Annotated in this window: 10 protein-coding genes; 6 read left to right on the forward strand and 4 right to left on the reverse strand. The window is 44.3% G+C overall.

The window, feature by feature from the left end:
- Window positions 1–19: 19 nt before the first annotated feature.
- Both AC3CH4_RS09340 and gyrA read right to left on the reverse strand, forming a co-directional pair.
- Complete coding sequence (locus AC3CH4_RS09340) at window positions 20–649, reverse strand: tetratricopeptide repeat protein (protein WP_488542876.1); 630 nt, start codon at window positions 647–649, stop codon at window positions 20–22.
- A 252-nt stretch (window positions 650–901) separates the two neighbouring features.
- Complete coding sequence (gene gyrA / locus AC3CH4_RS09345; RefSeq protein WP_004733368.1) at window positions 902–3,589, reverse strand: DNA topoisomerase (ATP-hydrolyzing) subunit A; 2,688 nt, start codon at window positions 3,587–3,589, stop codon at window positions 902–904.
- Window positions 3,590–3,847: 258 nt separating this feature from the next.
- On the opposite strand from gyrA, the gene ubiG reads away from it, so the two are divergent.
- From ubiG to yfaE, 4 genes are all read left to right on the forward strand, one after another.
- Window positions 3,848–4,591, forward strand: coding sequence for a bifunctional 2-polyprenyl-6-hydroxyphenol methylase/3-demethylubiquinol 3-O-methyltransferase UbiG (gene ubiG, locus AC3CH4_RS09350; protein ID WP_017078713.1), 744 nt, complete (start codon window positions 3,848–3,850; stop codon window positions 4,589–4,591).
- 508 nt (window positions 4,592–5,099) lie between these two features.
- The gene (gene nrdA, locus AC3CH4_RS09355) at window positions 5,100–7,382 is read left to right on the forward strand and encodes a class 1a ribonucleoside-diphosphate reductase subunit alpha (RefSeq protein ID WP_488542877.1); all 2,283 of its coding nucleotides are present in this window, start codon (window positions 5,100–5,102) and stop codon (window positions 7,380–7,382) included.
- A gap of 101 nt (window positions 7,383–7,483) precedes the next feature.
- Complete coding sequence (gene nrdB, locus AC3CH4_RS09360) at window positions 7,484–8,617, forward strand: class Ia ribonucleoside-diphosphate reductase subunit beta (RefSeq protein ID WP_004733365.1); 1,134 nt, start codon at window positions 7,484–7,486, stop codon at window positions 8,615–8,617.
- Entirely contained in the window at window positions 8,617–8,895 is a 279-nt protein-coding gene (yfaE, locus tag AC3CH4_RS09365; protein WP_004733364.1) for a class I ribonucleotide reductase maintenance protein YfaE, read from the forward strand. Before nrdB ends, yfaE begins: the two co-directional genes overlap by 1 nt.
- Before the next feature lie 179 nt (window positions 8,896–9,074).
- Here the strand turns inward: yfaE and napF are convergent, their stop codons facing one another.
- Together napF and AC3CH4_RS09375 are read right to left on the reverse strand one after the other, a co-directional pair.
- A complete protein-coding gene (gene napF / locus AC3CH4_RS09370) occupies window positions 9,075–9,587 on the reverse strand; it encodes a ferredoxin-type protein NapF (protein WP_054547353.1) in 513 nt (170 codons plus the stop codon).
- Window positions 9,587–10,153, reverse strand: coding sequence for a molecular chaperone TorD family protein (locus AC3CH4_RS09375; RefSeq protein WP_171330956.1), 567 nt, complete (start codon window positions 10,151–10,153; stop codon window positions 9,587–9,589). The genes napF and AC3CH4_RS09375 overlap by 1 nt, the downstream gene beginning before the upstream one ends.
- A 198-nt stretch (window positions 10,154–10,351) precedes the next feature.
- Between AC3CH4_RS09375 and AC3CH4_RS09380 the strand changes: the two genes are divergently transcribed.
- Together AC3CH4_RS09380 and AC3CH4_RS09385 are read left to right on the forward strand one after the other, a co-directional pair.
- A complete protein-coding gene (locus AC3CH4_RS09380) occupies window positions 10,352–12,790 on the forward strand; it encodes a DmsA/YnfE/YnfF family dimethyl sulfoxide reductase (RefSeq protein ID WP_171330959.1) in 2,439 nt (812 codons plus the stop codon).
- A gap of 11 nt (window positions 12,791–12,801) precedes the next feature.
- The gene (locus AC3CH4_RS09385; protein WP_004733360.1) at window positions 12,802–13,422 is read left to right on the forward strand and encodes a DMSO/selenate family reductase complex B subunit; all 621 of its coding nucleotides are present in this window, start codon (window positions 12,802–12,804) and stop codon (window positions 13,420–13,422) included.

A 13,422-nucleotide genomic window follows, 5' to 3' on the forward strand; every position in this document is an offset into this window, starting at 1 on the left:
AACAGCCTATTGACCAAGCCTAGCGGATCATCTGTTTGGCTTGGTTGATCGAATGGATAATAGAAACACGATCAATGCCCTTTTGATTGGAATCTAAGATTTGAGTCCACGCATCGATCGCTAGTTGATAGCGCATGCTGATGAAATGATCGGTCGCAATCAGCATCAATGCCGTACGATCATTGGGATCAAGCTGCATGGAGTGCTCCAGCAACGCATTAACATCATCACTCATCGCTTGAGAGCTAAGATAATAAAGTGCCGTTGCTTTGGCAGCATAGAGGCCAGAAGGCGCTTGAGGGTCTAAACGAATCGCATAATCGTAGCAAGTGAATGCCGCATCAAACTCCCCTTTCTGCATATACACACCACCCAGATTAAACCACAAATCGGATTGATTCGGATCTTGCTCAAGGCTTTGCTGAAGTTCATCTTGGAAATCTGTTGCCGTGTAGTTATTGTTATCATCCAAAGGCAGTTGAGGTAACTCTTGTTTCAGTTGAGACCAGACCAGCACACTCAAAGCCACTGCAGTAAGAGAAATCACCACATTGCCTTTTAGATGGCTGCCATTGTTGCTCGCGGCAATAACGACCACAATCAAAAACAGACTCATTAGTACCAACGCAACCAACAACCAGATATCCATTCCACATCCCTTTTATTTAGATCCATCCCTACTCTATCGTTTTCGCACCGCCTCGTTATTGATCAAAGTTTAGCGTTCGAGATTTAGTACTCAAAGTTTCCCAAAACCAAGCACTAAGCACTAAGCACTAAGCACTAAGCACTAAGCACTAAGCAAAATGATCGGAATAATAGAAAACGATAGGCAATAAAAAACCGAGCACTTAGGCTCGGTTTTTTCATTGGTAAGCTTAATTACTTAACGTAATCGAGATTACTCAGTGTCTTGCTCGCTATCACTTTCAGAGTCAGAAGCATCAGATGCTTGCTCTTCACTTGATTCAGAAACGACCGTTCCTTCTGCATTAACTGTTTCTGCGTTTACTGCGTCAGCATTTGCTTCTTCAGTTTCTTCGCCTTCAACAATCTCAGCTTCTTCTACTTCGTCGATACGTTGTAGACCTACAACATTCTCGTCTTCAGCAGTACGAATCAGTGTTACACCTTGAGTGTTACGACCAACTTGGCTTACTTCCGCTACGCGAGTACGTACTAGTGTACCTGCGTCGGTGATCATCATCATTTCATCGCCTTCTTCAACCTGAACAGCACCAACAACTGGGCCATTACGATCAGAGACTTTGATAGATACTACACCTTGCGTTGCACGGCCTTTCGTTGGGTATTCAGCCAGCTCAGTACGCTTACCGTAACCGTTTTGAGTCACAGTTAGGATATCGCCTTCGTTTGAAGGAACAATCAGTGAAACCACTTGATCGTCTTCTGGAAGCTTCATACCACGAACACCAGAGGCAGTACGACCCATTGGACGTACTTTGTCCTCGTTAAAGCGAACAACTTTGCCCGACTTCGAGAACAGCATGATGTCGCTATTACCATCAGTAATATCAACGCCAATCAGTGAATCATCGTCACGTAGGTTAACTGCGATTAGGCCGTTAGCACGTACGTTTGCAAATTGATCCAGTGATGTCTTCTTAACTGTACCGTCGCCTGTTGCCATGAAGATGAATTTCTCGTTAGAGAACTCAGAAACAGGCAGGATAGCCGTAATACGCTCACCTTCTTCTAGAGGAAGAATGTTAACGATAGGCTTACCACGAGCGGTGCGGCTTGCTTGAGGCAGTTGGTAAACTTTCAGGCGGTACGTTTTACCACGAGTAGAGAAACATAAGATGTTATCGTGAGTATTAGCAACAAGCAGACGCTCAATGTAATCCTCATCTTTCATCTTAGTTGCACTCTTACCTTTACCACCACGACGCTGAGCTTCGTAGTCGCTTAGGATTTGGTACTTAACGTAACCTGCGTTAGAAAGCGTTACTACAACGTCTTCTTGAGCAATTAGCTCTTCCATGTCGATGTCATGAACCGCTGCTGTGATTTCTGTACGACGTTCGTCGCCATAGATATCACGTACCGCTTCAAGTTCTTCACGGATCACTTCCATCAAACGCTCAGTGCTTGCAAGGATATGCATTAGCTCAGCGATCTCTTCTAGAAGTGCTTTGTATTCGTCTAGAATCTTCTCGTGCTCAAGGCCAGTTAGGCGGTGAAGACGAAGTTCTAGAATAGCTTGCGCTTGAGTTTCCGTTAGGAAGTATTGACCATCACGGATACCGTATTGGTCTTCAAGCCAATCTGGACGAGCTGCATCAGTACCAGCACGTTCAAGCATTGATGCAACGTTACCAAGATCCCAACCACGAGATACTAGACCAACTTTAGCTTCTGCTGGTGTTGGTGCGTTCTTGATCAGTTCAATGATTTCATCAATGTTTGCAAGCGCTAAAGATAGAGCTTCCAAGATATGTGCACGGTCGCGCGCTTTCTTCAATTCGAAGATAGTACGACGTGTCACAACTTCACGACGGTGATCAACAAAACACTTCAACATATCTTTAATGTTGAAAAGTTGTGGTTGGCCGTTGTTTAGGGCAACCATGTTGATGCCGAAAGTAGTTTGCAGTTGAGTTTGTGAGTAAAGGTTGTTTAGTACAACTTCACCGACAGCATCACGCTTACATTCAATAACAATACGCATACCATCTTTATCAGATTCGTCACGTAGTGCACTGATGCCTTCAACTTTCTTGTCTTTTACAAGTTCTGCAATCTTCTCGATCAGACGAGCTTTGTTCACTTGATATGGAATTTCAGTAACGATAATTGTTTCTTTACCGTTCTTTTCCATTTCAATGTTCGCGCGCGAGCGCATGTAAACTTTGCCACGACCAGTCTTATATGCATCAACAATGCCCTTACGGCCACTGATTAATGCTGCTGTCGGGAAGTCTGGACCCGGGATGTAGTCCATTAGCTCATCAATAGTGATGTCTTCATTATTGATAAATGCTAAACAGCCATCAACAACTTCGCCAAGGTTATGTGGCGGGATGTTGGTAGCCATACCTACTGCGATACCAGAAGCACCGTTAACCAATAGGTTTGGTATTTTTGTTGGTAAAACTGCTGGTATTTGCTCGGTTCCATCATAGTTAGGAACGAAGTCAACCGTATCTTTATCAAGATCCGTTAATAGCTCACCAGCTATTTTTGACATACGAACTTCGGTATAACGCATTGCCGCAGCTGAATCGCCGTCAACCGAACCAAAGTTACCTTGGCCATCGACTAACATATAGCGTAGTGAAAACGGCTGAGCCATACGAACAATTGACTCGTATACCGCACTATCACCGTGTGGGTGATATTTACCGATTACATCGCCTACTACACGAGCAGACTTTTTATATGCTTTGTTCCAATCATTACCTAGTACATTCATCGCGAACAAAACGCGGCGGTGTACTGGTTTTAGGCCATCACGCACATCTGGAAGGGCACGACCAACGATGACGGACATCGCGTAGTCTAGGTATGAACCTCTAAGCTCATCTTCAATATTTACGGGCGTGATCTCTTTCGCTAGATCGCTCATAGAGCCATTTTCCCTCTATAGTCAGATCGTATTTTTGAATACGTATAAGACCGAAAAATATAACACAAATTTACCTACGGAGGCATCACTTTCCCTCTCCTTTTACCATCTTGTGACCCTTGTAGCCAATCTATTGATGAGAAATTGCACCTCAGCGTCATATCTTGCTGAAACATGGTCACTTTACACCCAATAAACTAGCAAAATTGTAGATCTTCTGGTCAGCAGGAAAAGGCAAGTTATAATGCCTGCAATTTCATGGATGCATTATTTAACTTGGAAATGCCGATTATGACTAAATCACAGAACGTAGACCCAGCAGAAATCAAAAAATTCGAAGACATGGCGTCGCGCTGGTGGGATCTAGAAGGCGAGTTTAAGCCACTACATCAAATCAATCCGTTGCGCTTAAATTACGTGCTAGAGAAAACCGAAGGCCTTTTTGGTAAGAAAGTTCTCGATGTTGGCTGCGGCGGCGGTATTCTGGCTGAAAGCATGGCTGTAGAGGGTGCGGTAGTCACCGGACTAGATATGGGTAAAGAACCGCTCGAAGTCGCTCGTCTGCACGCATTAGAAACCGGCACCAAGCTCGATTACATCCAAAGCACCATTGAAGACCATGCAGAGCAAAACCCACACACTTACGATGTGGTGACGTGCATGGAAATGCTAGAGCACGTTCCTGACCCACAATCAGTTATCTCGGCTTGTTCAAAATTAGTGAAACCGGGCGGCCATGTGTTCTTCTCAACATTGAACCGTAACTTTAAGTCTTACCTGTTCGCTATTGTTGGTGCAGAGAAGTTACTTAAGATAGTGCCAGAAGGTACTCACGACCACGAAAAGTTCATTCGCCCTGCTGAGCTTATCAAAATGGTTGATAACACTCCGCTTCAAGAACTAGGGATTACAGGACTGCACTATAACCCGTTAACGAACACCTACCGTTTAGGCCAAAAAGTCGATGTGAACTACATCGTTCACACTCAAAACTTGGGCTAAAAAATATCGGTAGCCCTACCGTAAAATATTTTGTAAAAAAGACGAATGAAAAGAGTTGCAATTACCATAAGTTTGCGACTTTTTTCAGTCTAAATTTCGTGCGCTAGCTTCCATTTTGACCACCTCGATTTAAATTTAATCGTCCAAAATCCATTGCCTATTTTGCCCAAAGATCAAGGGATTTTTTTTTATGGGCGTGCAAAAATAAAGCATCCTTAAAAGGCGACTTTTGTACAATCAAGTCACGTCTAACGTCATCAGTTAGTGGTCACTTACAGTTTTTTTTCAATCCACTACTTATCCACAAGCAACCCAATTTCTTTACCTTGAAAAATATCAGTTGTAGCACTATCTTGTAACCCAACAAACAAATGACCCCTATATGTTGTGTTTGAACTACAATATATGGGTAGACCAAGATCACAAAGCCGAAACGTAATTTACAAAAATTACACAGAAATACACAAAAACACGGCCTTGTTCAGTTTTGTTAGGGAAATTAAGCAGAATGAACCAACAACTTACTGTTACCAAGCGTAACGGGCGCAAAGAAACGATCGATTTAGAGAAAATCCATCGAGTGATCACATGGGCAGCTGAAGGCTTGCACAATGTTTCTGTATCACAAGTAGAATTGAAAGCTCACATTCAGTTTTACGATGGCATTACCACGACTGACATTCATGAGACAATCATCAAGTCAGCAGCGGATTTAATCTCTGAAGAGACTCCTGATTACCAATATCTAGCAGCACGTCTGTCAGTGTTCCACCTACGTAAAAAAGCGTACGGTGAATACGAGCCGCCTGCTCTTTATAATCACGTTGCAAAACTGGTTGATATGGGTAAATACGATAGCCACCTAATGGAAGACTACACGAAAGCTGAGTTCGAAGAGCTTGACGCGTACATCGACCACAAGCGTGACTTAAACTTTTCTTACGCGGCGGTTAAGCAGCTTGAAGGTAAATACTTCGTGCAGAACCGTGTAACAAAAGAAATCTACGAGAGTGCTCAGTTCCTTTACATTTTAGTTGCTGCGTGTTTATTCGGTAAATACCCGAAATCGACTCGTCTTGACTACATCAAACGTTTTTACGACGCATCGTCTACGTTTAAGATTTCTCTACCTACACCAATTATGTCTGGTGTACGTACGCCTACTCGTCAATTCAGTTCATGTGTACTGATTGAGTGTGGTGACAGCCTTGATTCTATCAACGCAACTGCAAGCTCTATTGTTCGTTACGTATCTCAACGTGCTGGTATTGGTATCAACGCAGGTCGTATCCGTGCGCTTGGTTCTGAAATCCGTAATGGTGAAGCGTTCCACACTGGCTGTATCCCTTTCTACAAATACTTCCAAACAGCAGTAAAATGTTGCTCTCAAGGTGGTGTTCGTGGCGGCGCAGCAACAGTGTTCTACCCACTATGGCACGGTGAAGTTCAGTCTCTATTAGTACTGAAAAACAACCGCGGCGTTGAAGAGAACCGTGTTCGTCACATGGATTACGGCGTACAGCTGAACAAGCTTATGTATTCTCGCCTAGTCCAAGGCGGCAACATCAGCCTGTTCTCACCTTCAGACGTACCTGGCCTTTACGATGCGTTCTTCGAAAACCAAGAGCGTTTTGAAGCACTTTACGTGAAGTACGAAAATGATCCTTCAGTGAAGCGTGAAACGGTTAAAGCCGTTGAGCTATTCTCTCTACTAATGCAAGAGCGTGCTTCTACTGGTCGTATCTACATTCAGAACGTTGACCACTGTAATACACACAGCCCGTTTGATTCTGAAGTAGCCCCTGTTCGTCAATCGAACCTATGTTTAGAAATCGCGCTACCAACTAAGCCGCTTTCTAACGTAGAAGATGACGAAGGTGAGATTGCATTATGTACACTTTCGGCATTTAACCTAGGCGCAATCAACGAGCTAGACGATCTGGCTGAACTTTCTGAACTGGTTGTTCGTGCTCTAGATGCACTACTTGATTACCAAGACTACCCGCTTCCAGCAGCTCGTAAGTCGACAATGAACCGTCGTACTCTAGGTGTGGGTGTAATCAACTACGCATACTACCTAGCGAAGAATGGTGTTAAGTACTCTGATGGCAGTGCAAATGGCCTCACTCACCGTACTTTTGAAGCAATTCAATACCACTTGTTAAAAGCGTCTGTTGAACTAGCGAAAGAGCAAGGCCGTTGCCCATCTTTCCACGAGACCAACTACGCGAAGGGCCTACTGCCAATCGATACTTACAAAAAAGATATCGACTTAGTATGTGAAGAGCCACTGCATTATGATTGGGACACGCTACGTGAAGAGATCATGGAGCACGGCCTACGTAACTCTACACTGACAGCACTTATGCCTTCTGAGACTTCGTCTCAAATCTCGAACGCGACTAACGGTATCGAACCACCACGTGGTTACGTATCAGTGAAAGCATCGAAAGACGGCATCCTGAAGCAAGTAGTTCCTGATTTCCTAAATCTTAAAGAGAACTACGAGCTACTTTGGAACATTGGTACTAACGATGGTTACCTTCACTTAGTGGGTATCATGCAAAAATTCGTTGACCAAGCTATCTCTGCAAACACTAACTATGATCCAAGTGTTTACGACAGCGGTAAGGTACCAATGAAGCAGCTGCTTAAAGACTTGCTAACAGCGTACAAGTACGGTGTTAAGACGCTTTACTACCATAACACTCGTGATGGTGCTAAAGACGACCAAGGCGATGCAGTTCAAGTGCCGGAAGAAGATTGTGAAGGCGGCGGTTGTAAGATCTAAACCGCAATAAATATTAAGACCCCAGAGAAGTTATCTTCTCTGGGTTTAAAGCATTAACAGGGTCCGTTTTATTGCGGGTCTTTAAAGGATTTGAGGCATTTATGGCTTACAGTACTTTTTCTCAACAAAAAAATGACCAGCTAAAAGAACCAATGTTTTTGGGTCAGTCGGTAAACGTTGCGCGTTACGACCAACAGAAATTCGAAATCTTCGAAAAGTTGATCGAAAAGCAGCTTTCTTTCTTCTGGCGTCCAGAAGAAGTAGACGTGTCTAGCGACCGTATCGACTACAACAAGCTTCCTGAGCATGAAAAGCACATCTTCATCTCTAACCTGAAGTACCAAACACTTCTAGATTCAATCCAAGGCCGCAGCCCTAACGTTGCCCTACTTCCTTTGGTATCACTACCAGAAGTTGAAACTTGGATTGAGACTTGGTCATTCTCTGAAACGATTCACTCTCGTTCATACACGCACATCATCCGTAACATCGTGAATGATCCAGGCGTAGTATTTGACGACATCGTTGAAAACGAAGAGATCCTGAAACGTGCGAAAGACATCGCGTTTTACTACGATGATTTGATCAAGCTGACGGCTGACTACCATCGCTACGGCGAAGGCAACCACAACATCAACGGCGAAGACGTTAAGATTTCACTTCACGACCTGAAGAAGAAGCTTTACGTATGTCTAATGTCTGTGAACGCACTGGAAGCGATTCGTTTCTACGTAAGCTTTGCATGTTCATTCGCATTCGCTGAGCGTGAGCTAATGGAAGGTAACGCGAAGATCATCAAGCTAATCGCTCGTGATGAAGCTCTTCACCTTACTGGTACACAGCACATGATCAACTTGCTGCGTAATGGCCAAGATGACTTCGAATTCATGCAGATCGCTGAAGAGTGTAAGCAAGAGTGTTTCGACCTATTCAAAGAAGCGGCTGAGCAAGAGAAAGAGTGGGCAGAATACCTATTCAAAGATGGCTCTATGATTGGTCTAAACAAAGACATTCTTTGCCAATACGTTGAGTACATTACTAACATCCGTATGCAGGCTGTTGGTCTAGGTACGGCTTACCCAGAAGCAACGTCGAACCCAATTCCATGGATCAACGCTTGGTTGTCTTCAGATAACGTTCAAGTCGCTCCACAAGAAGCTGAAATCAGTTCTTACCTAGTTGGCCAAATCGACAACGAAGTAAAAGCTGACGACTTTGAAGGGTTTGAGCTGTAATGCCAACAATCAAAATCAACAAGCTGACTTCTATTGAATCTAACCCTTCAAATACTCTATTGGAAACAATGGAACAAGCGGGTTTAGAGCCGGAATACAACTGCCGAGATGGCCACTGTGGCGCTTGCCGCTGTACGTTGGATTCTGGTGAAGTCGAGTACGTTGGTTTTGCTATGGCTTACACACAAGCCAATGAAATTTTGCCATGCATCTGCAAAGCAAAAACTGAGTTATCGCTGAGTAACGTTATTCATAGAAGCAAGCAAAAACGCGCATAAGCCAACTGGCTTTAGGTCGCTTTGCTCGAATAACTTCAATAAGAACTAAAAAGGGTCCGCTTCCTCTAGGAATGCGGACCCTTTTCTATTTATGTCTTTAGGAATCTGAGACGACTCGCCTCTCACTCAACCAAAGCCTTTCTGCTAGCTCGCTGCCACAAAGCCAAACCAGACGTTTACTACTGAATAAGGTTCAAAGTCACTGAGCCAATGTAACAAGCGCTTCGGCACTCTCCGCAGCCGTTACACTTATCTTTGTCCACCGTAGGCAACTCCCCTGCTTCGATTTGAATCGCACTTGCTGAACAAGCGGTTTGGCACGCATTACAATCCATTTGCATGTAATTGTTACAGCTATCAGCAAAGCTAGGCTTCAAGTCAATATAAGGCGTGACCGTTGGATGAAGCGCGCCAGTCGGACACACTTCACTGCACTTGTTACACATAGAACAACTGTTGTAATCCAAATTCAGCAGCGCACTGCCCTCTAGCATCTCTATGACACTATTCGGACACGTATGCTCACACAGCCCACAACCGTCGCAAAGACGTTCAAACAGCACCTCATCGACCGCTTTTGGCGGCCTTGCATACGAGCGTTGTGACTTCTCTTCATAATTCGCGGCGGCTTTAACCGGTTTAGAAAGTCGAGTTAAGAAACCACGCCTATTTGAATTTATTTGTTCAGGCATTAATCGATATATAACTTTTTAGTAGCAACGTTTAAATTATATTCAGATGTTAATTGCTCAAGCCAATATATTACATCACTTGATAGCTTCTTATAAAAAGATAACTCTGATGCTGAATTAAATCTCTCTAAATAAACTGATGACCAAGTTAATAAATGAGACTCTAATAATTCACGAGATGAATCAATATTATTATTTTCTAACAAATACGCATGTGCGAGTAGCATTAAACCAAATTGGTCTTCTGGCTCTCTTAAGCCTGTATCTAACTCAATATGATTCAATTCTAAAAACTGTCGATATTCCACAGTCGATGCGCCAAACACAATACGGTCTTTATCGAGATAAACAGAGCCCCAAGGCGGTGCTGGCATGTCGCCAACGCCTTCAAACAGTCGACTAAACTCTGCAGCGAGCGCATCTTCCTGTTCGTTTTGGAGTGCCAGTAAACAATCTTCTGATAAAACTTGGGTCTCTACTAAGGCCTGAACAATATCTATTAACTGTTCTTTATTAGTTGCTTGATAAAATAATGAACCGAGCAATTTATGCGTATCAATAATCATTCTTATTTATACCGTAATTGGTTTAACGACAATTATATAAATAATACGATTGGATTCTTTGATCTGTTTTATACATTCGATTCATAATATTTTAATTCCGATCTTATTTGATGCCAATCAATCAATAATTAGAAATAAAAACATAGAGACTAAACTACCTATAAAGTGCTAGTCATCAATAACAATAGGCATCTTAGAATGACGAATAAGAAAGAATCTGGGGTAATGAATCTTACTCGAAGAGGCTTCATGAAAGCTTCTTCTGCGGTAGGTAGCGCAGCCGCACTCGCGGGCGGTATCGCTTTACCTTTCAAATCCAAACCAGTAGCGGCTGCGGTTGCTGAGAGTGTGGATGAGAAAATCGTATGGAGTGCATGTACTGTAAACTGTGGCTCTCGCTGCCCATTACGTATGCATGTGCAAAACGGTGAAATCAAATACGTAGAAACCGACAACACTGGTACTGACGAATACGGTCATCACCAAGTTCGTGCTTGTCTACGTGGTCGCTCTATGCGCCGCCGTGTTTACAACCCAGATCGCCTGAAATACCCGATGAAACGTGTGGGTAAACGTGGTGAAGGTAAATTCAAACGTATTAGCTGGGAAGAAGCTTACGATGAAGTTGCTGGCACCATGCAACGCCTTATCAAAGACTACGGTAACGACACCATCTACCTAAACTACGGGACAGGTACACTTGGCGGTACAGTAACTAAGTCTTGGCCACCAGCACAAACGCTGATTGCTCGTCTAATGAACCTAAGTGGTGGTTATCTAAACCATTACGGTGACTACTCAACAGCGCAAATCGCGAAAGGCTTGAGCTACACCTACGGTGGTTGGGCAAACAACAACTCTTTCTCTGACCTAGAGAACACTAAGCTTAACATCCAGTTTGGTAACAACCCTGCCGAGACACGCATGTCTGGCGGCGGTCTGATCCACCACTATGTAGAAAGCAAAAACAAATCGAACGCAAGAACGATTATCATCGACCCTCGCTACACCGATACTGCCGGTGGCCGTGAAGATCAATGGATCCCAATTCGTCCTTCTACAGATGCTGCATTGGTAGCGGGTCTTGCACACGTAATGATCACTGAAGACCTTGTCGATCAACCGTTCCTAGACAAATACTGTGTCGGTTACGACGAGAAAACTCTGCCTGCATCGGCGCCTAAAAACAGCGACTACAAATCTTACATCCTAGGTTTAGGTGAAGATGGCGTAGAGAAGACACCAGAATGGGCTTCTAAGATCACCGGTATTCCCGTTGATACTATCGTCAAGCTTGGTCGCGAGATGGGCACGGCGAAACCATGTGCGATTCACCAAGGCTGGGGCTTACAGCGCACTGCGAATGGTGAGCTAGCGTGTCGTGCAATCGCAATGCTGTCATTACTAACCGGTTCTGTGGGTGTGTCTGGCGGTTCAACAGGCGCTCGTGAAAGTGACATCAACATTCCGTTTGTTCGCTTCCCTACTGTGCCAAACCCAGTTGAAACTTCAATTTCAATGTTCATGTGGACAGACGCGATTTACCGTCACCATGAAATGACCGACATCACTGACGGTGTTCGCGGTGCAGAGCGCCTTAAGAACCCAATCAAAATGATCTGGAACTACGCAGGTAACTGCATCATTAACCAACACTCAGACATCAACAAGACTCACGCGATTCTTCAAGATGAAAGTGCGTGTGAAATGATTGTTGTGGTTGATAACCATATGACTTCTTCAGCGAAATACGCCGATATCATCCTGCCAGACTTAACAACGTCTGAGCAAGACGACTGGTGTATGGATGGTAAAGCAGCGAATATGCCTTACTTCATCTACGCGCAGAAAGCGATCGAGCCTCAGTTCGAAGCGAAATCTATCTATGAAATGTGTTCTCAATTAGCGAAGCGCATGGGCGTCGAAAAAGAGTTCACTGAAGGTCGTACACAAGAGCAATGGATTGAGCATCTTTACGCTGAAACTCGTAAGAACGATCCAACACTGCCAACTTTCGAAGAGATGAAAGAGCTGGGTATCTACAAACGTAGCTATGACCACCACTACATCGCTTACGAAGATTTCCGCAAAGATCCTGAAGCGAACCCACTGACAACACCAAGCGGCAAGATCGAGATCTACTCAGAGCAACTGGCTGATATCGCGAAGACTTGGAAACTGAAAGAAGACGAAGTAATTCACCCACTTCCCGTTTACGCGGACTCTTTTGAAGGTCACAACGACCCACTAGCAGAGAAGTACCCACTTCAGCTAACTGGTTTCCACTACAAGGCTCGTACTCACTCGACTTACGGCAACGTTGCAGAAATCAAAGCAGCAGCACCGCAAGAGTTATGGATCAACCCGATTGATGCTCAAGAGCGCGGTATTAAAAATGGCGATATGGTGAGTATTTTCAATGACCGTGGCGAAGTTCATATTCCAGCGAAAGTGACACCTAGGATTCTTCCTCGAGTTGTCGCACTAGGCGAAGGTGCATGGTACGCACCAGATGGTCAGAAGATCGACCATGCAGGCTCCATCAACGTGCTGACGACTCAGCGCCCGAGCCCACTTGCTAAGGGTAACCCTCAGCATACAAACCTAGTTCAAATCAAAGCGCTAAACAAAGCATAAGGTAGGTTGGAATGAAACAATACGGCTTTTACATTGATTCAAGTAAATGCACGGGTTGTAAAACCTGTCAGCTTGCTTGTAAAGATTATAACGATCTAGACATCAAAACGAACTACCGTCGCGTATACGAATACGCAGGTGGTGGCTTCACTCAAGATGGTGATACTTGGGTTCAGAAAGATGTCTTTTCTTACTACCTATCTATCGCTTGTAACCACTGTACTAACCCAGCGTGTGTGAAAGTGTGTCCTTCGGGCGCTATGCACAAACGTGATGAAGACGGTTTGGTTGTGGTTGATGAGAGCGTATGTATTGGTTGCCAGCACTGTAGCAATGCGTGTCCTTACGGCGCACCACAATACAATGCTAAGAAAGGTCACATGACGAAATGCGATGGTTGTTACCAACGTGTTTCTGAAGGCAAACAGCCTATCTGTGTTGAGTCTTGCCCACTTCGTGCATTGGAGTTTGGCGAAATCAATACACTTCGCGAGAAGTACGGCTCTGGTGCGGATGTGGCTCCACTGCCATCTTCAACAGAAACGCTACCGAACATCGTGATTAAGCTGAACAAAAACGCGAAGCCGACTGGCGATACCAGTGGTCACCTAGCAAACCCGAAGGAGGTGTAA

It is taken from the genome of Vibrio sp. QJM3NY_26 (assembly GCF_057786005.1).

What these genes read in the sequence shown, in the direction of transcription:
- AC3CH4_RS09340 (WP_488542876.1), bottom strand. Translation starts at nt 649, where the DNA reads ATGGATATCTGGTTGTTGGTTGCGTTGGTACTAATGAGTCTGTTTTTG.
- gyrA (WP_004733368.1), bottom strand. Translation starts at nt 3,589, where the DNA reads ATGAGCGATCTAGCGAAAGAGATCACGCCCGTAAATATTGAAGATGAG.
- ubiG (WP_017078713.1), top strand. Translation starts at nt 3,848, where the DNA reads ATGGATGCATTATTTAACTTGGAAATGCCGATTATGACTAAATCACAG.
- nrdA (WP_488542877.1), top strand. Translation starts at nt 5,100, where the DNA reads ATGAACCAACAACTTACTGTTACCAAGCGTAACGGGCGCAAAGAAACG.
- nrdB (WP_004733365.1), top strand. Translation starts at nt 7,484, where the DNA reads ATGGCTTACAGTACTTTTTCTCAACAAAAAAATGACCAGCTAAAAGAA.
- yfaE (WP_004733364.1), top strand. Translation starts at nt 8,617, where the DNA reads ATGCCAACAATCAAAATCAACAAGCTGACTTCTATTGAATCTAACCCT.
- napF (WP_054547353.1), bottom strand. Translation starts at nt 9,587, where the DNA reads ATGCCTGAACAAATAAATTCAAATAGGCGTGGTTTCTTAACTCGACTT.
- AC3CH4_RS09375 (WP_171330956.1), bottom strand. Translation starts at nt 10,153, where the DNA reads ATGATTATTGATACGCATAAATTGCTCGGTTCATTATTTTATCAAGCA.
- AC3CH4_RS09380 (WP_171330959.1), top strand. Translation starts at nt 10,352, where the DNA reads ATGACGAATAAGAAAGAATCTGGGGTAATGAATCTTACTCGAAGAGGC.
- AC3CH4_RS09385 (WP_004733360.1), top strand. Translation starts at nt 12,802, where the DNA reads ATGAAACAATACGGCTTTTACATTGATTCAAGTAAATGCACGGGTTGT.